Consider the following 19,402-nt stretch of genomic DNA (forward strand, 5'->3'; position numbering starts at 1 on the left):
ACGGCGCAAGCGGCGAAGCGATACAGGCAAAACGCGCAGACATACGCGACTCGCGCGACCGGCGCGAAGCACCGCAAGCGCCGGGAGCGCGCGCGATAACGAAAAAACGCTATGGATACGATGAATACGCGAAGCGCGCGGTCAACCGGCACCACCGCCCGTGCCGTCCGGGCGCCTGCGCCTCACGGCGCCGCGCGTCTTGCCCGCTGCGCCCGCTCACTGCGCCGGCGGCACAGGCACATGCACCGGCACAGGCGTCACATGGCGCACCAGTTGCGACTCCCACTGGTCTTGTGCGCGCGCGGTCGGCCGATGGTCGCCGGTGGGACCGAAGCCGAGGCGCTCATAGAAGCGCATCGCGTTGCGATTGCTATCGGCAATCCACGCATAGACTTCGGTCGCGCCGCCGCGCGCGAGCCATTCGCTCGCGGTATTGACGAGCAGTTCGCCGCCGCGCAGATGGCGCACGGCCGGCGCCACCCACAGCTCGCTCACGAACGCACGGCGCACGGGCGTATCGTCGAAGCACGCATCGATCACGCCGGCCGGATGGCCTTCGGTGTAAAGAATGAAAGTCGTGGACGTGATGGAGGCCGCATTGAGCGCGGCCTTGGCGTCGAACGTGGCGGCATCCGCGGACAACGCTTCCTCGAGCGTGTCGCCGAATGCGTAGGGCGCCTCCCGTAACGATGCAGTACGGAGCTCGCGGAACACATCGCCCTGATCGGCGGTAATGCGCGCAACGGTGAGTGACGGACTCATTGGAGAGGTAGACCCCGGATCTGATAGCGTAAAACCGGGCGTAGCACGCCTGAACCCGGCCTGAACCCCGGTCTGAATCGAGGCGCGCGAAACATACGCAGCCTTGAACCAGTATAAAACCCAAACTCCGCCGCATCCGCACACGGGAGCCGGCAACGCAGGCCGGCACGTGCGGATCGGCACGAAGCGATGAACCGGCTTCGACCTGACCCTTTCCGCTCGACGGTATAGCCTAACCGAACCGCCAGGCGAGTCAAATCCTTATTTTAATCATCGCAGACCCGCCGTCTTCACGGCGACTCGTAGCGTCCGGTGCCGTCGGGCCACGGCGTCAGCAGCTCGAAGCCGTCCTCGGTGACCGAGATCATGTGCTCCCATTGCGCGGACAACGATCTGTCCTTCGTGACCACCGTCCAGCCGTCGCGCATCACGACGGTGGCGGCGCGGCCCGCGTTGACCATCGGCTCGATCGTAAACACCATGCCCGGCTTCAGGCGCAGCCCCTGTCCCGGCTGGCCATAATGCAGCACTTGAGGGTCTTCGTGATAGACCTTGCCGATGCCGTGTCCGCAGTAGTCGCGCACGATCGAAAAGCCGTCGCGTTGCGCGACTTTCTGGATGGCGCTGCCGACATCGCCAAGCGTCGCGCCGGGCTTCACCTCGCGAATGCCCGCGAGCATGGCCTCATACGTGGTATCGATCAGCTGCTGCGCGGCGCCGCTCGGCTCGCCGACCGTGTACATGCGGCTCGTATCGCCGAAGTAGCCGTCCTTGATCACGGCAACGTCGATATTGATGATGTCGCCGTCCTTCAGAACCTCATTGCGGTTCGGAATGCCATGACAGACGACCGAGTTGACCGACGTGCAGATGGTTTTCGGAAAACCCATGTAGCCGATATTCGCGGCGATCGCGTGCTGCGTGTTGACGATGAATTCGCGGCACAGCGCGTCGAGCTCGTCGGTCGACACGCCAGGCTTCACGTGTTCGCCGATCATCGCGAGCACGTCGGCGGCCAGCCGGCCGGCGATACGCAGCGTCGCGATGTCATCAGGAGTCTTGTAGGTAATGGCCATGGGCGCAAAAACGATGCGGTGTGCGGCACGCGTCGCGCGGCGCATCACCTGGTTTAAGACCAGTCATTGTACCGAGTCTCCTGACGACGCATTTTTCAGCCCGGCGCGTCGTGGTTGCGGGCGGTCGATCCAGGCACCGTTCGATTGCCGTTTCGCTTGCTATTGCGCATGCCATTTCAGGCATCATTTCGCCTCCTGCGTCGCGTCCCGTCCGCGTGCCTGTTCGCCCTCTGCCGGAACAGCCGCAGACGCGCGCGCCGCCGCTCTCAGCCGTAACGGCAGCAACAGCAGCGGCGTCGTGATCATCGACAGCACGACCGCGAGCGTCACGATCGCCGATGCGCGCGGCTCGACAACGCGCACGGCCAGCGCCGACGACATCACGACGAACGCGAACTCGCCGCCCTGCGAGAGCAGCAACGCGAAGTACGCGCGCTGTTCGCGCGGCACGTTAAAGCGCGGCGCGAGCAGCCAGAGCGCCGCGGCCTTGATGCCGACCACGGCCGCGACGACGACGAGCACGCGCCGCGCGTCGTGCATGAGCACACCGAAGTCGATCGACATGCCGATCGCGATAAAGAACAGCCCGAGCAGCAGCCCCTTGAACGGCGCGATGTCGCGTTCGACCTGTTGCTGATAGCCCGAATCGGCGAGCAGCACGCCCGCGAGAAACGCGCCGAGCGAGGCCGACAGTTGCACGCTGCGAAACAGCAGCGCGACGCCGATGACCCACAGCAGCGCAAACGCGGTGAAGATTTCCGGCGCGCCGGTACGCGACACGATGTGCAAGCCGCGGCGCAACGCAATGCGGCCGACCAGCACGACCGCCACCAGCATCGCGAGCGCCTTGCCGACCGCGATCCAGTTCTCCGCCGCGCTCGCGCCCGTATCGATCGGACTCAGGAGCGGCAGCAATGCGACGAGCGGAATCGCGGCGAGGTCCTGAAACAGCAGAATGCCGAATGCGGCCTCGCCGGTAGGCGAATTCAACTGGCCGCGCTGCTCGAGCTCGGACACCGCCATGGCCGTCGACGACAGCGCGAGCGCGAGACCGGCCGTCAATGCGATCTGCCAGTGCGAGCCGAACACGAGAAAAATCGCGGTCAGCAGCCCCGCGCACAGCGCCATCTGCATGCCGCCATAGCCGAAGATCGTGCGGCGCAATGCCCAAAGCCGTCCGACATGCATCTCGAGGCCGATCACGAACATCATCAGCACGATGCCCAGTTCCGAAAAATGCAGGATCGCGTCCACGTTGGTCACGAGCTTCATCACGGACGGGCCGATCAGCACGCCGGCGAGCAGATAGCCGAGCACCGAGCCGAAGCCGAGCCGGATCGACATCGGCACGACGACGAGCGCCGCGCCGAGAAACACGACGACATGGAAAAGCAGGCTTTTCATGGGGACGATAATGGAACGACATGGAGATTGCGTCTGCAAGCGCGTTGCATCGCGCTCGAGGACTGCTCGCGAACAACGTAGGGACGGCGTGGAAACCGCTTCGTGAACCGCTGGCGACGACGGTGGGCGCGCGAACGCATGAGCCGCAGGCGCCCTCCCGCACATCAGGATGGCGATGCGCTGCGAATTGCCGCCGCGATGTCGCGGCTGACCGCCCCGAGCGCGCGGCTATAGGCGGCGACGGCCGCGTCGTTGCTGGCTGTCGGGACGGGCTCGCGCGCCACCGTGCGCCCTGTGATGGGCAGCGGTTTGCCCGGCACGCGCACGACCCATTGCGCGTCGACCGTGACCGCTTCGCCGGGCACCGAGTCGAAGCGTACGATGTCGACGCGCACACGCGACGCTTCGCGCACGAACGACGCCTGCGCGGCCACCGATACCTGGCCGGTGCCGAGCAACTGTTCGAGGTCGGCCGCGATCGTGCGCGCGATGCCGCTTTTCAACGGCTCGCCCCAGCGCGCGAATTCGTCGAGCGCGACTTCGTTGTCGGACACGCGCGTGACGATCTGCGGCCTGTCGATCAGCTCCGGAACCGTCACCGGCCCCACGACGACGGTGGTCTGCATGGGCGCGCCCGCTGTCTTGAGCGTGGCATCCGGACTCAACGTATAGAAAGACGAATTCGGCGATTTGCAGCCGGCGAGCGCGAACAGCACGACAGGCACGGCGAACGCCGCGCGCCAGAGCGGCGCCGCACGGGCGCGGGCCGCCGTTGCGGCATCACTACGCATGCGCATCGAGGGCATCACTTTTTGTCCTCCGTTTTGCCCCGGATCAATGCCTCCGGATGCCGTTCGAGATACTCGGCGAGCGAGCGCAGCGACGCAGCCGTGCGCGACAGCTCGCGAATCGCGTCAGCCGTGTCCTGCTGCAACGCGGAGTCGGGCTGCAGCGCGGAATTGGCCGAGTCGAGCGTCGTGCGCGCCGCCGTCAGCGTGTCGCGCGCCTGCGGCACCAGTTCGGTATCGAAGCTCTGCAGCAGCGCATCGGCACGCGCAAGCGTCTGCTTCGCGTTATTGCCGATCGCCTCGAACGGGATCTTGTTCATGCGCGCAATCAGGTTGGCGATCGATTCCTGCAGCGACTGCAGCCCGCTCGACACGGTCGGCAGCTCGGGCGGGGTCTGCTCCCAGTCGACCTGCGCCTTCGGTGCGTTCGGGAAGAAGTCGAGCGCGACATACAGCTGGCCGGTGATCAGGCTGCCCGTCTTCAGTTGACCGCGCAGGCCGCGCGACACGAGGAACTCGGCCATCTCCTGCGGGGAGCGCGATAACCTGCCGCCGCGCGGTTCATTCGCGAAACGCGACGTGAAGCGCTCCGGATAGAGCCGGATGGTCACCGGAATGCTGAACTGCTTCGTGACCGGATCGTAACGCGTGTTGATCGCGGCCACCTCGCCGATCGGAATGCCGCGGAATTCGACCGGCGCACCGACCACGAGCCCGCGCACCGACTCCTTGAAATTGAACACGTAGGTCTCGACGATGCGATCGTGCTGCTTCATCGCTTCGGCACGGTCGGTGAAGAGTTCGAAGGTCGTTCTGGCGGGCGCCTGCGGCTCGTCGTCAGGCGTGCCCGGTGGTGTCTGGAAGGCCAGGCCGCCAACCAGAATCGACACCAGCGACTGCGTGTTGACCTTCACGCCTTCGGTGCTCAGCGATACGTCTACGCCGCTTGCATGCCAGAAGCGCGTGTCCGCGACGACGAACCTGTCGTACGGCGCATTGATGAATACGCGCATCGTGATGCCTTTGCCGTTCGGATCCAGTTCATACGACGTCACCTGCCCGACCTGCAGCCGGCGGAAAAAGATCGGCGTGCCGGTGGCGACCGAGCCGAGGTCTTCGCTCTTCAGCACATACTCGCGGCCCGGCACGTCGCTGGCGATGACGGGCGGCGTTTCGAGACCGACATAGTCGTGCCGGACGCGCGCGGTGCTGCCGATATCCATCCCGATATACGCACCGGAGAGCAGCGTGCCGATACCCGATACCGTGCCGCCCGACACGCGCGGGCGCACGACCCAGAAGCGCGTGTCGTCGACCAGCATCTTCGATGCATCGCGCGCGAGCTCGGCCGTTGCGATCACGCGCGAATAGTCCTTCGAAAGCGCAACGCTCTTCACGACGCCGATGTCGACATCCTTGAACTTGATCTTGGTCTTGCCGGCCTCGAGCCCGTCGCCGGTCTTGAAGCTGATCGTGATGGTCGGCCCTTGCTGCAGGATCGCCTGCGCGGCGATCCAGACGCCGACCAGCACCGCGACCACGGGCACGAGCCAGATCCACTGGACGCGCCAGCGCGAACGCGTCACGGGGACCGCGTCGGGCAGATCGGGCGGCGCAGAATCAGGAGGACGTGCCATGAGTAATTTGCCTCGTATCCCAGGTGAGCCGCGGATCGAACGACATCGCGGCAAACATCGTCAATACGACGACCGCGCCGAACGCGATCGCCGCGGGACCCGCGGTGATCGTCGCGAGCGCATTGAACTGCACGAGTGCGGTGAGGATCGCGATCACGTAGATGTCGAGCATCGACCAGCGGCCGACCATTTCGACGGCCCGGTAGATTCGCGCACGCTGCACCGGCTGCCAGCGCGAACGCAGGTTCGCCGACGCGGCGAGAAATCCGATCGCGAGAATTTTCAGCATCGGCACCGCGATGCTCGCGATAAACACGAGCACCGCGAGCGGCCACGAACCGGACGTCCACAGGTAGACGACGCCGCTCATGATCGTGTCCTTCTGCGCGCCGAACAGCGAGCTGGTGTGCATGACGGGCAACAGGTTCGCCGGCAGATACAGCACGAGCGCGGCGAGCAGCAGCGCCCACGTGCGCGCGAGGCTGTTCGGTTTGCGCAGATGCAGGCGGCTGCCGCAGCGCGTGCAGCGCAAGGCGTGCCGATGGGCGCCGTCGTCCGCTTCGGTGAGCGGCGCGGACAACAGCCCGCAGTCGTGGCATACGCAGCGCAGGCAACCGGCGGCAGTCGGCGCCGAAAACGACGCGGACGCAGCCAGAGACGCGGGCCAAATCGCGGATGAATGCGCGGACGGCGCGGCCGCAGCTTCGGCGGCGGCATGCCGCGAGACATCGGGCGGCCCTTCGAGCCGCGCCCATAACTCGCGCGGATCGAAGGCGGCGGCCGCCGCGGCAAGCAATAGCATCAGCGCACCGAACGACCACAGCGCGATATCGGGAACCACGCTAGCGATATGCGCAAGCTTCACCAGCGCCACGAGCAAGCCGAGAATCAGCACCTCGGTCATGCCCCACGATTGCGCGACATGCAGCAGCCGGAACACCAGATCGGCACGATACGGACGGCGTCCGAGCCGCAACGGCAGCAGCAGCCAGACGATGCCCAACGCCTGCAGCAGCGGCATCAGCAGCGTCGTGACGAAGATCAGCGCGGCGAGCGGCCACATACCGTCGCGATACAGCACGCGAACCGAGCCGAACAGCGTGGTCTCGACGAGATCGCCGTTGACGGACAGCCCGACGATCGGAAATGCGTTCGCAAGGGCAAAGAGCGCAAGCGCCGCCAGCGCATAGGCAAGCGGGCGGTCGAGACCGCCCGTCTGGCGCCGGTAAAGCGCCGCGCGACAGCGGCAACAGCGCAGCACGCCATTGACCGGCACGGGCCGCTCGCGCTGCAGCAGATCGCACTCGTGGCAGGCGATCACGCGCTCGACGCCGCCTGCGTCGCCGCCTGCGTCGCCGGCATCGCGTGCGTAGTTCGCGTCATGAACGCCGCCGTACGCGGAACTCATTTGACGTTCTCCACGGGCGTATCGCCGGTGGCGGGCTGCGCATCGGTGCGCGACGACTGTTGCGTCGTCATCTGTTCCGCGTCGACGACCCAGCCGCCGCCCATCGCCTTGTACAGCGACACGTACGACGTCAGCACGGCCTGCTGCGTCTGCGTCTGGCTCAGTTCCGCGTTGAAGAGGCTGCGCTCCGCGTCGAGCACTTCGATGTAGCTCGTATAGCCGCCTTCGTATCGCAGCCGCGCCATGCGCGAGTACGTGCGCAGCGCGTCGACCTGGCGCCCTTGCGCGAGGTACTGCTCACGCAGCTTTTGCGACGCGATCAGCGCATCGTCGACTTCCTGGAACGCGGTCTGGATCGCCTTCTGATATGTGAATAGCGCTTGTTGCTGCTGCGCCTCGGCCTGCTTGACCTGGCCTTTGATGTTGCCGCCGGTGAAGATCGGCTGCGTGACGGTCCCGGCAAACGCCCATATTTTCGACGGCCCGGTGAACAGGTTCGAGAACTGGCTGCTCTCGGTGCCGAGCAGACCGGTCAGCGAGATCTGCGGGAAGTACAAGGCGCGCGCGGCGCCGATCAACGCGTTCGCGGCGACCAGATCCTGCTCGGCCTGGCGCAGATCCGGACGGCGCTGCAGCAGGTCGGACGGCAGGCCCGCCGGCACTGCCGGCGTGCCGAGCGCGGCGAGATTGCGGCCGCGCAGGATCGGCCCCGGGTTGTGGCCGAGCAGCACCGATAGCGCGTCCTCCTGCTGGGCGATCTGCGCTTCGAGCTGCGGAATGACCGCCGCCGACGCCTCGTATTCGGACTGGCTCTGCGCCAGCTCCATTTGCGACACCTCGCCGGCATCGAAGCGAAGCTGGAACACGTGCACCGATTCCGCGCGGCTTTCGGTGGTCGCCTTCGCGATCTCGAGCTGCCGGTCGAAGCTCAGCAGCGCGATGTACGACGACGCCACCGACGCCACCAGCGACAGGATCGTCGCGCGCCGCCCTTCCTCGGTCGACAGCAGACTGGCGCGCGCCGATTCCGTCAGGCGCCGGTTGCGCCCGAACAGATCGATTTCCCACGACGCGTTCAGTTGCGCCTGGAAGTCGTTGAAGATCGCGCCGTTCGAGAACACGGGCGTCGGGCCAACCTGCGTGACGCGCTCGCGCGCCGCGCTGAAGCCCGCGCCGACTTGCGGCAGCAGTGCCGAGCGCGTGCTCCAGAACTGCCCGAGAAACTGGTCGACACGTGCGGCGGCGACCTTCACGTCCTTGTTGTCGGCAAGGGCCGTAGCGATCAGGTCATCGAGCACCGGATCGTCGAACTGCTTCCACCATTCGGTGTTCGCGAGGTCCTGGGCTTCGCCTTCCTGGAAGCGGAACGTGGCCGGCGTGTCGATCGCCGGGCGTTGATAGTTCGGGCCGAGCAGACAGCCGGTCAGACCGAATGCGAGCATCGATGCCGTCGCGAGCGAGCGTAGCGAGCGTTGCATGTCATTCATCCTCGCGGCGGGCCGACGGCGTCACATGCGGGCCGCCCGATCCCGGCGCCGGTCCTGGGCGAGGTCCGGCATGAGGTCCGGCATCGGTCTCCGAACCGGGCTCCGGCGCGGGCGGCGGCGCATCGCCGGCCGAGCCCGGCTTCGTCTTTTTCCCTTTGCGCCTGTCGGACCACGTCTCCAGCACATAGAAGAACATCGGGATAAAGAACACCGCGATCGCCGTCGCGCCGAGCATCCCGCCGATCACGCCGGTGCCGATCGAATGCCGGCTGTTTGCCGATGCGCCGGTTGCGATCGCGAGCGGCACGCAGCCGAGAATGAACGCGAGCGAGGTCATCACGATCGGGCGCAGACGCTCCTCGGCCGCAAGCATCGTCGCATCGAACACCGACTTGCCGGACTGCCGGTTCAGCACGGCGAATTCGAAGATCAGAATGGCGTTCTTCGCGGCGAGCGCGACGAGCATCGTCAGGCCGATCTGGAAATAGACGTCGTTGTTCAGACCGCGCAGCAGGATCGCGAGCAGCGCGCCGAAAATCGCGAACGGCACCGCCATCAGCACGCCGAACGGCAGGTTCCACTTCTCGTACTGCGCGGCGAGAATCAGGAACACCATCACGAGACCGAATACGAACACGAGCCCCGACGTGCCGCCCGACTGCTTCGCTTCGTACGCCTCGCCGCTCCATGCAAGCGAATAGTCTTGCGGCATCTGCGCGCCGATTTCCTCGAGTGTCTGGATCACCTGCCCCGAGCTGTAGCCCGGCGCCGCATTCGTCGTGATCTTGACGGCCGGATAGTTGTTGAAACGGGTGACGAGGTCCGGACCGGTGACGTACTTGTACGTGACGACCGACTTCAACGGCACCATATCGCCGGAATTGCTGCGCACGAACACCTGCGTGAGGTCGTCCGGCTTCAGGCGATACTGCGGTTCGGCCTGCAGAATCACCTGCCACAGCCGGCTGTTGCGATTGAACTGCGAAACGTAGAGCGAGCCGAACATCGTCTGCATCGCGCTGTACACGGCTTCGACGGGCACGCCGAGCGTCGTGGCCTTGTCGCGGTCGACGTTGACGAGCAATTGCTGCGACGACGCGTTGAACGTCGATGTGACGCCGGACAGCTCGGGGCGCTTCTTCGCCTTTTCGACGAATTCCTCGACCACCGCCGCATACTGCGCGACGGATGCATCGCCCTTGCTCTGGATCCACACCTCCGTGCCGCCGGTCGTACCGAGACCCGGAATCGCAGGCGGATTGAGCGGCACGATGATGCCCTGCTTCACCTGCGACAGCGCCTTGTACGCATCGACGAGCACCGCGCGCGCGTTTTGCGTGCGAATGTTCGCCGACGTATACCGTTCGTCGAACGACTTGAAGCCGATGAAGAACGTCGACGCATTGTTCTTGTTCTGGCTATCGAGCAGGCTGAAGCCATCGACAGTGGTCACGCTGTCGACCGCCGGCTGCCTCATGAAGTATTCCGTCACATCGTCCGACACGAGCCCGGTGCGATCGAGGCTCGCTGCGTCGGGCATGATCACGGCGCCGAGCAGATAGCCCTGGTCTTCGGGCGGCAGAAACGCGCCCGGTATCGTGCGCATCATCCATACGGCAAGCGCGATCATGCCCGCGAAAATCAGCAGGCCGATCGCAAAGCGTTTGATCATCAGCCGCACGGCGCGCGTGTAGCCGGCCGTCATGCGCGCGAACTGCCTGTCGAACCAGCGGAAGAAGCCGCGCTTTTCGCCGTGGCCGGGCTTGAGCAGCAGCGCCGCGAGCGCCGGCGACAGCGTCAGCGCCACGAGGCCCGAGATCACCACCGAGATCGCGATCGTAATGGCGAACTGCTTGTACATCTGCCCGGTAATGCCGCCGATAAACGCAACCGGCACGAACACCGCGCACAGCACGAGCACGATCGCGACCACCGGACCCGCCACTTCGTCCATCGCGCGCTTCGCGGCGGTTTTCGGGTCGAGCTTGAGCACGCTCATATTTCGCTCGACGTTTTCGATCACGACGATCGCATCGTCGACCACGATACCGATCGCGAGCACCATGCCGAACAGCGTCAGCATGTTGATCGAGAAGCCCAGCGCGGCCATGCCCATGAACGTGCCGACGATCGACACCGGCACCGCGAGCACCGGAATCAGTGTCGCGCGCAGGCTCTGCAGGAACACGAACACGACGATCACGACCAGCACGACCGCCTCGAAGAACGTATGGACCACGTCGGTAATCGAGGCGCGCGTGAACTCGGTCGTGTCCATCGCGATCTTGTAGTCGATCCCTTCGGGGAACGACTTCTTCATGTCTTCGAGCGTCTTGCGCACCGCCTTCGATACGTCGAGCGCATTCGCGCCAGGCTGCTGGTAGACGGCAATCACGGTCGCGGGCTTGCCCTGGAAGCGGCTGCGGATCGAATAATCCTTCTGCCCGAGCTCGGCGCGGCCGATGTCCTTCAGCCGCACGATCGCGGCGCCGCCGCTTTGCGCGCGGATGATGATGTTCTCGAACTCGGACGGTTCGGTGAGCCGCCCGGTGGTCGTCACCGCGAACGACTGCTCGACCGCGTTGCCCGTCGGCGACTGGCCGAGGCGGCCAACCGCGTATTGCTGGTTCTGGTTCGCCACCGCGTGCTGCACATCGGCTGCCGTGATGCCCAGTTGCGCCATGCGGTCCGGCCTCAGCCAGATCCGCATCGCGTAGTCGGGCGTGCCGAAGATGCTCGACTGGTTCGCGCCCGGAATGCGCTTTAACGCATCGAGCACGTAGATGTTCGCGTAGTTGGCGATATAGGTCGAATCGTAGCGTTCGGTCGGCGAATAGATCGCGATCACCATCATGAACGCCTGCGACTTCTTCTGTACCGACACGCCCTGCGCCTGCACCGATTCCGGCAATTGCGGCAACGCGAGATTCACGCGGTTCTGCACGTCGACCTGCGCGAGTTCCGGGTTCGTGCCGATCTCGAAGTAGCAGTTGACCGTCAGATTGCCGGTCGACGAGCTCGACGAACTCATGTAGATCATGTTGTCCGCGCCGTTGACCTGCTGCTCGATCGGCGCCGCGACGTTATTCGCGACCACGTCCGCGCTCGCGCCCGGATAGGTCGCGGTAATGGTGATTTGCGGCGGCGTGATGTCCGGATATTGCGCGATCGGCAGCGAGAGCATCGTGAGCGCGCCGCCGAGCGTGATGATGATCGAAATGACCGACGCGAAGATCGGCCGGTCGATGCAGAAGTGGGAGATATTCATCAGCTCGCTCCAGCGCCCGACGCTGCCGACGCTGCCGATCCTGCCGATGCGGGCATGCCGGCCGCGGGTGCGCTGGCCGGCGGCTTGCCCGGCGTGACGCCTGCGGGCGTCGCCGGTGCCGGCAGATTGCTCGGCGGCGCGGTGCCGGTGACCTTGATCGTCGAGTCCGAGGTCACGCGAATCGCGCCGTCGACGACGACGCGCTCGCCGTTGCGCAGGCCATCGGTGATAAACCAGTCGTCGCCGTGCCAGTCGCCGACATCGACGATGCGCTGATGCGGCTTCGATTCGTTATCGAGCACCCAGACAAAGTGGCTCTTCGCACCCTGCAGCACCGCGCGCTGCGGCACGAGAATCGCATTCGGCCGCACCGCGCCGGACACCAGCGCGCGCACGAACTGGCCCGGACGCAACACGCCGTTCGGATTCGAAAATACCGCGCGCACGAGGAAGGTGCCGGTCTCCGAGCTGAACGCCGGGTTCGTGAAATCGATACGGCCGCGCTCGGGATACGTCGAACCGTCGGCCTGGATCACGGTCACGTCGAATCGGTTCTCCGGCGGAAAGCGCAGTTGCCCCTTCGCGATCTGCTCGCGATAGCGCAGCAGTTCGTTTTCGGAGATGCTGAAATTCACCCACATCGGATCGAGCTGATACACGTAGGTCAGCAGGCCGCCCTGGGTCGGCGTCACATAGCTGCCCTCCTGCTGGCGCGCGTAGCTCGACAGGCCGAGCAGCGGCGACTTGATGATCGTGTAGCTGAGGTTCAGCTCGGCGGTCTGCACCTGCCCTTTCGCGGCGATCACTGCCGCTTCCGCTTCCTTCTCGTTGCCGACCGCGTCGTCGAGATCCTTTTTGCTCAATGCGTTTTGCGCGGCGAGCGGCACGACGCGCGCGAGGTTGGCCTTCGTGACCGTGAGCCGCGCCTGCTGCTGCGCGAGCTCGCCTTTGGCGGTCTGCAACGCGGCCTCGAACGGCCTGCGGTCCATGATGAACATCGTCTGGCCCGCCTTCACGAGCGAACCTTCGGTGTACATGCGCTTGTCGAGGAAGCCATCGACACGCGCGCGGATCTCGACTTCGCGCGAACTTTCGGTCTGCGCGGTGAACTCGAAATCGACGGGCGTCGCCTTCTGTTCGACCGTGACGGTCGTCACGTCGACGGGCGGCCGTTGTGCCTCCGGGGGCGCCTTCCTGCAGGCGCCGAGCAACACGAGCGCCGCCGCGAACGGCAACCACCAGCAAGCGCGCCGGCCGCTCGACACGGCGCGCGACACCTGCTCATCGCGCTCAAACGATCGATTCATTATGTTTGCTCCGTCTGATCGTTACGCTCATTGATTGACACGCGAAACGTCACTGAATGGTGTAGCCGCGTCCCGACATGCATGCCGACAATGCCCGGTTGTAAGTGGCAAGCTGCTGCGATGCCTGTTGTTGCGTCGCCTGCTGTTGCTGCTGTTGAGACTGCGCCTGACGGCGCTGGCGGATGCCGCCGCCGACCGCGCCGCCCGCCGCGCCGATCGCGGCGCCCTTGCCCGCATCGCCTGCTATCGCACCGACCGCGGCGCCCACGGCGGCGCCGCCCGCCGCGCCGCGCACGCGCCCGCCACTCGGCTGCTGCGCCGGCGTCTGATTGGCCGCGTGTTGCGCCAAAGCGGCCGGGTCGACACCGGTGTTCTGTTTAGCCCACGCCTCGCACTGCCCCATGTCGCTTGCCTGCTGCTGCGCGCTTTGCCCCTTCGCGGGGTAGATGATCGGTTGCTGCGCCACTGCCGGGAATGCCGCCGCGATCGCGACGAACGCGAGCACGGAAGCGCTCAGCACAGGCGAGATCCGCACTGCTGGTTTCATGTCTGCCAATCCTCATTCGATGACCTGTTGGCGGCACCGCTGTGCGCGCTGCCAATACGCGGCGCGCGGGCACGCCTTGACGCTTGCCATTCCCAAAAGGGGCAAGTTCCGATGCTGTCAATATTGGAAGTCGCCCTCTTCGAAGACAATTGGACCTTGGTCCAATAGCTCGCGTGGCTTGTGCGGGAAGGCACGTGGCGCGTCAGCGCGGCACCTCGATATCGAGCGCCGAGCAGACGGTGCGGATGAACAGCGCGTCGTTGAACGGCTTGCGCAGATAGGCGACGGCGCCGGCTGCAAGCGCTTCGTCGCGCACGCCGGCGTCGTCGTGCGCGGTGATGAAAATAACGGGCACGGCAAGACCGGCCAGTCGCCGCTGGACCTCGAGTCCGTTCGAACCGGGCATCTGAACATCGAGAATCACGCAATCGGGACGATACGAGGGCATGGACGACAACGTGTCCAGAAATTCATCGCCGCTCGCGAACGTGTCGGCCACGATCCCGACAGAGCGCAACAATCGTTTGATCGCCCGGCCCACCGATGCATCGTCGTCAACCACCACAACGAATGGTTTGGCAGCGCCCATTTTGAATAGTCCGGTGACCGGCAACGCGCATGCGACGTCTGCAAATGCGTTCCCTGCAATAGACTATGAGACGGCGTGCGCGAGCGATATTGGACCTTGGTCCCGTACAGCGCCGCGGTTCTCCAATGAAGGCGCGACAGTTGGCTATGCGCGCGGTGCGGCGCGCGGGCAAGAATCGACAGGTGCAGGCGGTTAGCCCTGCGAAGACTGATCGAACGCCGCGCCGGCGCGCGCGACCTTGTCGGCCACGCGCACGAGTTCCGCGAGCGAGTTGACCTCCATTTTTTGCATCACGCGCGCGCGATGTGCCTTGACCGTCTTCTCGACGGTACCGAGCTCGCAGGCCACCTGCTTGTTGAGGCGCCCCAACACGACGAGCTCCATCACTTCGCGTTCGCGAGGCGTCAGGCGTTCGACGCGGCTCTGCAGTTCCCGCAACTCGCGCAGGCTTCGCAACGCATCGGTGGAGCGGACCAGCGCCTCGTCGATCGCACGCAGCAGGTCGACGTCGCTCACGGGCTTGGTCAGGAAATCCGCGGCGCCGGCCTTGAGCGCGCCGACCGTCATCGCGATGTCGCCGTGCCCGGTGAGAAAGACGATCGGCAGCGATGCGGGCAGTTGGCGCTGCAACTCGAGCCCGCTCAGGTCGGGCAGCTGTACGTCGAGCACCACACACGACGGAACGTCGGCGGCCGGACAGCGCTCTTCGCGCATGCACGACAGCGCCTGCCCGAGAAACTCGCGCGCCGACCCATAGGCGTCGACGCTGTAACCGGCCGAACCGATCAGCCGCGTGAGCGCGCGGCGCACACTCGCGTCGTCGTCGACGACGTAGACCATCGCGTCGTACGCGCCGATCTCGTTTCGCACGTTGAACATCATGATTGTCGCGCCGTCTCCGGCCCGCTCCATGGCGGCAGCACGACGTAGAACGTCATGCCCCTGTCGCTATTGTTTTCGGCCCACAAACGCCCGCGATGCATGTCGACGATCGAGCGGCTGATCGACAGGCCGAGACCGAGCCCCTGCGGTTTCGACGTGACGAACGGCTTGAAGATGCGTTCGAGCCGATCGGCGGCGATCCCTTCTCCGCGGTCGCGAATCGCGATGCGCACATTGCCGTCGCGATCGATCCCGGCGAAGGCGCTGACGGCACGCTCGAGCGCATCGCAACCGCGCATCGCGTCGAACGCGTTGATCATCAGGTTCAGCACGACCTGCTGCAGCTGGATCCGGTCGCCACGCACGGGCGGCAAGTCGTCGTCGATATCGACCGACAGACGCACGCCGCGCCCGATCGCGTCGCTGTGCACGAGTTGCGCGACATCGCGCAACACGTCGCCGGGATCGAGCCTCACGAATTGCAGCTCGTCCTTCTTCACGAATGCGCGGATGCGGCGAATCACTTCGCTCGCTCGGCAACTGTCGTCGACGATGTCCTTCAGGATCTCGCGCACTTCGATCAGCTCGGGCGGATCGAGATCGATGAAACGTTGCGCCGCCTGCACGTTGCTGAGGATCGCCGTCAGCGGCTGATTCAGTTCGTGCGCGAGCGAGCCGGCCAGCTCGCCGAGTGTCGACACGCGCGTCAGATGCGCGAGCTGCTGGCGATCGCGCCTCAGTTCGTAGCGTTCGGTGCGGTCGGTGACGAACGCAAGCATGGCGCTATGGCTGCCGTAACGCAGCGTGCCCGAAGCGACCTCCACTGGAAACTCGCTGCCGTCACGGCGTTTCGCGCGCATTTCGCGTGCGACTACGGCCGGTTGCGTGCACGCAGGCATTGCCGTATGCGGCGGGTCGGTTCGCGCGTGCGCGGCATCGAGCAGATGCGGAACAAGCAAATCGGCCGCGAGGCCCGCGAGATCGCTACGCCGGTACTGAAACAGCCGTTCGGCTTGCGCGTTCGCGCGCAGAATCCGGCCCTCGCCGTCGACGACGATCGCCGCAACCGGCGCTTGTTCGAGCGCGGCAAAGGAATCGCGCAGATCGGGCGCCGCGCTTCTCGAAGCGCGTTGGAAAACCGCACGCCACGCGCCCGCGAATCGCCGGGTCCGCTGCATGACGCGCCGTGCGCCGCTGCCGGCTCCCGCTCGCGGCTCCCTCTCCAGCCGCGTGATCGACGACAGATGAATGAACGATGCGGTCCTATCGAGCGCGATACCGGTGCGCGCAGGGGCCGACGGGTACAAGCTCCCGGCCCGCGTCGAGAACAGCAGCGAGCCGAGAAAACGGCTGAGGCGCGAGACCGCATTCGCGACGGCAAAGATAGCGATGTTCATGGCTTACGTACCTCGTCGACGCTCGCACAAGACAACCTGATTTGCCTGACTGATGACGCATAACGGCAGACGCATGTTGACGGCCGGAATCCGGACCCGCGCGATTGCCGCCGACAACCGCCCGATGCATCGATCGCTTGAAACACTGACGACTTGAACAACTTTTTCGGATTGCGCTTAACTGGGAACGGTGGAATTTCGACCGATGTGCGTGCAATGCAGCGCAATGTCGAGAATGTTCACTGTCGCACAGGCGACAGCGTAGGCATTTACTTCGCTATTCGAATTGTTCAGGGAAAAATTGCAACTTAATGCTAGGCACAAACCAGGCGTTAGTAAAGCGATTCTTATCCCTGATCGCTGACGATGACAAAGTTTCCCAAATAAATGCGCGGTAGCAGAAAGTGCTAACCGCACAGATTCGTATTTATTCTTAAATAGCCATGCAATTTAACGGAGGATTCTTAATTTGGTATCGAATATGTCCGATCATCGATTGGACGAGGGACGCGACACGCTCTCGAGCAATTCGTCGAGCACCGACATTTCGAGCGGTTTCACGAGATGCGCATCGAAGCCTGCCGCAAGTGACTGTTCGCGGTCGTTCGACTGGCCAAAACCGGACATCGCGACAATACGTGTTAACGACAGCATTGGATTTGAGCGCAACTCGCGCAGCAGGCCGAAACCGTCGACGTTCGGCATCGCCAGATCGGTCAGCACGAGCTGCGGCAGGAATATCTTCGCAGCGGCGAGCGCGCTTTCGCCGTCGTACGCGACGCGTGACACGTGCCCTTTCATTTCGACCAGCACCGCAAGACTGTCCGCGGAGTCGCGATTATCGTCGACGATCAGCACGCGCAGCGCGGCGCGCTGCGCACCCGCCGCCACGAGCGGCAACACGTCGTCCTCTTCGTGCCCGGCGCCGGCCGCGAGCGGCAGCCGCACGGTGAACGTGCTGCCTTGACCACGCCCCGCGCTGGCGGCCTGGATCGCACCGCCATGCAGTTCGACAAGCGAGCGGCATAGCGTAAGACCGATGCCGAGACCGGTGTCGGTCGGGTTCTGCGCATGGCCCTCCTGCATGAACAGATCGAAGATCGAACTGAGTGCGTTCTCGGGAATGCCGCGCCCCTGGTCTTTCACGCGCACGACGACCGCCCGCCGTTCGGTTCCGACATGAATCGAGATCTGTGTGCCATTCGGCGAAAACTTCGATGCGTTGTTCAACAGGTTCTGCAACACCTGCACGAGCCGCGTCAGATCGCCGCGGACCACGAGCGGCGTGGCCGGCATCACCACCCTGATGGTCTGCCCGCGCGCGTCGGTGAATGGCCGCGCGGCCTCGACACTGCGCGCGACGACCTCCTGCATCTCGACGGCCGCCGTGCGTAGCTCGATCTTGCCGGTCGTGATGCGCCCGATGTCGAGCAGATCGTCGACGAGCCGCGTCAGATGACCGATTTGCCGGTCGATCACGTCGCGGCATTGGCGCAGCAGCGGATCGGTGTTCGGCGCGAGCTGCATCGCGCTGACGGCGTTGCGCACCGGCGCGAGCGGATTGCGCAGTTCGTGCGCGAGCGTCGCCAGAAATTCGCTCATGCGGCGACTCGACACCTCGAGTTCCTCGAGGCGCTTGCGTTCGCTCATGTCGCGCGTCACCTTGGCGAAGCCAAGCAGCCGCCCGGCGCTGTCGCGCACCGCGGTAATCACGACATTGGCCCAGAACATCGAGCCGTCCTTGCGCACGCGCCAGCCTTCGTCTTCGATGCGGCCGAAGCGCGCCGCGATCTCGAGTTCGCGCTGCGGTTTCAGAGCGGCATTGTCGTCGGCGCTGTAGAACACCGAGATCGGGCGGCCGAGGATTTCCTCGCGCCGGTACCCCTTGATCTGCATCGCGCCCGCGTTCCACGTCGCGACGTTGCCGTCCGCGTCGAGCATGAAGATCGCATAATCCTTGACCGACTCGACCATCAGGCGAAAGCGCTCTTCGCTCTGGCGCAGCTTTTCTTCCTCTGCGCGCCGCGCGGTCAGGTCGCGCGTGACCTTCGCGAAGCCGCGCAGCCTTCCGTCCGCGCCGCGCAGCGCGGTAATCACGACATTGGCCCAGAACTTCGTGCCGTCCTTGCGGATGCGCCAGCCTTCGTCCTCGACGCGGCCGTACTGCTCGGCCAGCACGAGTTCGCGCTCGGGCTTGCCGGACGCCTTGTCTTCTGCTGGATAAAACGTCGAAAAGTGCCGTCCGACGATTTCATCGGGCCGGTAACCCTTGATATGCTGCGCGCCGGCATTCCAGCTCATCACGCGGCCGCCGCGGTCGAGCATGAAGATCGCATAGTCCTGGATGTCCTGGACGATCTGCGCGAAACGCTCGGAGCCTGCGTCGATCAGTTGCGCATCGTCGGAGGCGTCGGTCGTCGGGCGCGCGGTGAGCAGGCAGTTGAAGCCGACCAGCGCGCCGGCTTCGTCCGATACCGAACTGATCGACACGCCGGCATGAATCGGCGTCCCATCGTTGCAGCGCAACCGGCGCTCGCCTTCGATACGCCCCTGGTAGGCCGCGCCCTGCAGGTCGCGGCGCGCAAGCACGTCGGCGCAAAGGCCGTCGTCGGCCGCTGCGCCCGCGTACAGGTATGACAGATGACGCCCGGCCATGGCGGCGCGCGCATGGCCCGTCAACCGCCCGGCGGCGGCGTTCCAGCCGATCACGACGCCGTTGCGATCGAGCATCGCAAGCGCACAATGATCGTTCCCTTCGACAAGCATCCTGTACGTTCCGTCATCCGTTGGCTGCGGATCTGACGGCATCTGACGTTTGTCGCCGGCGACGACTAATGCGGGTTTCCTGTC

Annotated in this window: 14 protein-coding genes; all 14 read right to left on the reverse strand. The window is 65.0% G+C overall.

The window, feature by feature from the left end; genetic code table 11:
* Nucleotides 1–216 precede the first annotated feature (216 nt).
* A complete protein-coding gene (locus tag BTO02_RS16230) occupies nucleotides 217–762 on the reverse strand; it encodes a GNAT family N-acetyltransferase (protein ID WP_075157895.1) in 546 nt (181 codons plus the stop codon).
* A gap of 290 nt (nucleotides 763–1,052) precedes the next feature.
* The gene (gene map, locus BTO02_RS16235) at nucleotides 1,053–1,838 is read right to left on the reverse strand and encodes a type I methionyl aminopeptidase (protein ID WP_075157896.1); all 786 of its coding nucleotides are present in this window, start codon (nucleotides 1,836–1,838) and stop codon (nucleotides 1,053–1,055) included.
* A 183-nt stretch (nucleotides 1,839–2,021) separates the two neighbouring features.
* Nucleotides 2,022–3,242 (reverse strand): monovalent cation:proton antiporter-2 (CPA2) family protein, encoded by a 1,221-nt coding sequence (locus tag BTO02_RS16240; RefSeq protein ID WP_075157897.1) that lies wholly within the window; start codon nucleotides 3,240–3,242, stop codon nucleotides 2,022–2,024.
* Nucleotides 3,243–3,406: 164 nt separating this feature from the next.
* Nucleotides 3,407–4,033: a PqiC family protein gene (locus tag BTO02_RS16245; protein WP_083615251.1), complete on the reverse strand. Its 627-nt coding sequence runs from the start codon at nucleotides 4,031–4,033 to the stop codon at nucleotides 3,407–3,409.
* A gap of 14 nt (nucleotides 4,034–4,047) precedes the next feature.
* The gene (locus tag BTO02_RS16250; protein ID WP_075157898.1) at nucleotides 4,048–5,667 is read right to left on the reverse strand and encodes a PqiB family protein; all 1,620 of its coding nucleotides are present in this window, start codon (nucleotides 5,665–5,667) and stop codon (nucleotides 4,048–4,050) included.
* Nucleotides 5,651–7,075, reverse strand: a complete 1,425-nt coding sequence (locus BTO02_RS16255) for a paraquat-inducible protein A (protein WP_083615149.1) — start codon at nucleotides 7,073–7,075, stop codon at nucleotides 5,651–5,653. Before BTO02_RS16255 ends, BTO02_RS16250 begins: the two co-directional genes overlap by 17 nt.
* Complete coding sequence (locus BTO02_RS16260) at nucleotides 7,072–8,553, reverse strand: efflux transporter outer membrane subunit (protein ID WP_075157899.1); 1,482 nt, start codon at nucleotides 8,551–8,553, stop codon at nucleotides 7,072–7,074. Before BTO02_RS16260 ends, BTO02_RS16255 begins: the two co-directional genes overlap by 4 nt.
* Nucleotide 8,554: 1 nt before the next feature.
* On the reverse strand, nucleotides 8,555–11,830 hold the full coding sequence (locus tag BTO02_RS16265; RefSeq protein ID WP_075157900.1) for an efflux RND transporter permease subunit: 3,276 nt from the start codon (nucleotides 11,828–11,830) through the stop codon (nucleotides 8,555–8,557).
* Nucleotides 11,830–13,137, reverse strand: coding sequence for an efflux RND transporter periplasmic adaptor subunit (locus BTO02_RS16270; RefSeq protein WP_083615150.1), 1,308 nt, complete (start codon nucleotides 13,135–13,137; stop codon nucleotides 11,830–11,832). The genes BTO02_RS16265 and BTO02_RS16270 overlap by 1 nt, the downstream gene beginning before the upstream one ends.
* Before the next feature lie 49 nt (nucleotides 13,138–13,186).
* Nucleotides 13,187–13,684 carry a YMGG-like glycine zipper-containing protein gene (locus BTO02_RS16275; RefSeq protein ID WP_075157901.1) on the reverse strand — a complete coding sequence of 166 codons (498 nt, stop codon included), beginning with the start codon at nucleotides 13,682–13,684 and terminating at the stop codon, nucleotides 13,187–13,189.
* 202 nt (nucleotides 13,685–13,886) lie between these two features.
* Nucleotides 13,887–14,273, reverse strand: coding sequence for a response regulator transcription factor (locus tag BTO02_RS16280; protein WP_075157902.1), 387 nt, complete (start codon nucleotides 14,271–14,273; stop codon nucleotides 13,887–13,889).
* 192 nt (nucleotides 14,274–14,465) lie between these two features.
* Nucleotides 14,466–15,155: a response regulator transcription factor gene (locus BTO02_RS16285; RefSeq protein ID WP_232243377.1), complete on the reverse strand. Its 690-nt coding sequence runs from the start codon at nucleotides 15,153–15,155 to the stop codon at nucleotides 14,466–14,468.
* Nucleotides 15,152–16,552 (reverse strand): two-component system sensor histidine kinase NtrB, encoded by a 1,401-nt coding sequence (locus tag BTO02_RS16290; protein WP_083615151.1) that lies wholly within the window; start codon nucleotides 16,550–16,552, stop codon nucleotides 15,152–15,154. Before BTO02_RS16290 ends, BTO02_RS16285 begins: the two co-directional genes overlap by 4 nt.
* Nucleotides 16,553–17,041: 489 nt before the next feature.
* A complete protein-coding gene (locus tag BTO02_RS16295; RefSeq protein ID WP_232243378.1) occupies nucleotides 17,042–19,318 on the reverse strand; it encodes a PAS domain-containing hybrid sensor histidine kinase/response regulator in 2,277 nt (758 codons plus the stop codon).
* Between the last annotated feature and the right edge of the window lie 84 nt (nucleotides 19,319–19,402).

Origin of the sequence: Paraburkholderia sp. SOS3, assembly GCF_001922345.1 — a bacterium.
Lineage (GTDB): Bacteria > Pseudomonadota > Gammaproteobacteria > Burkholderiales > Burkholderiaceae > Paraburkholderia.

Bases quoted from the DNA above. Each gene is read 5' to 3' on its own strand.
- BTO02_RS16230 (WP_075157895.1), bottom strand. From the start codon at position 762: ATGAGTCCGTCACTCACCGTTGCGCGCATTACCGCCGATCAGGGCGAT.
- map (WP_075157896.1), bottom strand. From the start codon at position 1,838: ATGGCCATTACCTACAAGACTCCTGATGACATCGCGACGCTGCGTATC.
- BTO02_RS16240 (WP_075157897.1), bottom strand. From the start codon at position 3,242: ATGAAAAGCCTGCTTTTCCATGTCGTCGTGTTTCTCGGCGCGGCGCTC.
- BTO02_RS16245 (WP_083615251.1), bottom strand. From the start codon at position 4,033: ATGCGTAGTGATGCCGCAACGGCGGCCCGCGCCCGTGCGGCGCCGCTC.
- BTO02_RS16250 (WP_075157898.1), bottom strand. From the start codon at position 5,667: ATGGCACGTCCTCCTGATTCTGCGCCGCCCGATCTGCCCGACGCGGTC.
- BTO02_RS16255 (WP_083615149.1), bottom strand. From the start codon at position 7,075: ATGAGTTCCGCGTACGGCGGCGTTCATGACGCGAACTACGCACGCGAT.
- BTO02_RS16260 (WP_075157899.1), bottom strand. From the start codon at position 8,553: ATGCAACGCTCGCTACGCTCGCTCGCGACGGCATCGATGCTCGCATTC.
- BTO02_RS16265 (WP_075157900.1), bottom strand. From the start codon at position 11,830: ATGAATATCTCCCACTTCTGCATCGACCGGCCGATCTTCGCGTCGGTC.
- BTO02_RS16270 (WP_083615150.1), bottom strand. From the start codon at position 13,137: ATGAATCGATCGTTTGAGCGCGATGAGCAGGTGTCGCGCGCCGTGTCG.
- BTO02_RS16275 (WP_075157901.1), bottom strand. From the start codon at position 13,684: ATGAAACCAGCAGTGCGGATCTCGCCTGTGCTGAGCGCTTCCGTGCTC.
- BTO02_RS16280 (WP_075157902.1), bottom strand. From the start codon at position 14,273: ATGGGCGCTGCCAAACCATTCGTTGTGGTGGTTGACGACGATGCATCG.
- BTO02_RS16285 (WP_232243377.1), bottom strand. From the start codon at position 15,155: ATGATGTTCAACGTGCGAAACGAGATCGGCGCGTACGACGCGATGGTC.
- BTO02_RS16290 (WP_083615151.1), bottom strand. From the start codon at position 16,552: ATGAACATCGCTATCTTTGCCGTCGCGAATGCGGTCTCGCGCCTCAGC.
- BTO02_RS16295 (WP_232243378.1), bottom strand. From the start codon at position 19,318: ATGCTTGTCGAAGGGAACGATCATTGTGCGCTTGCGATGCTCGATCGC.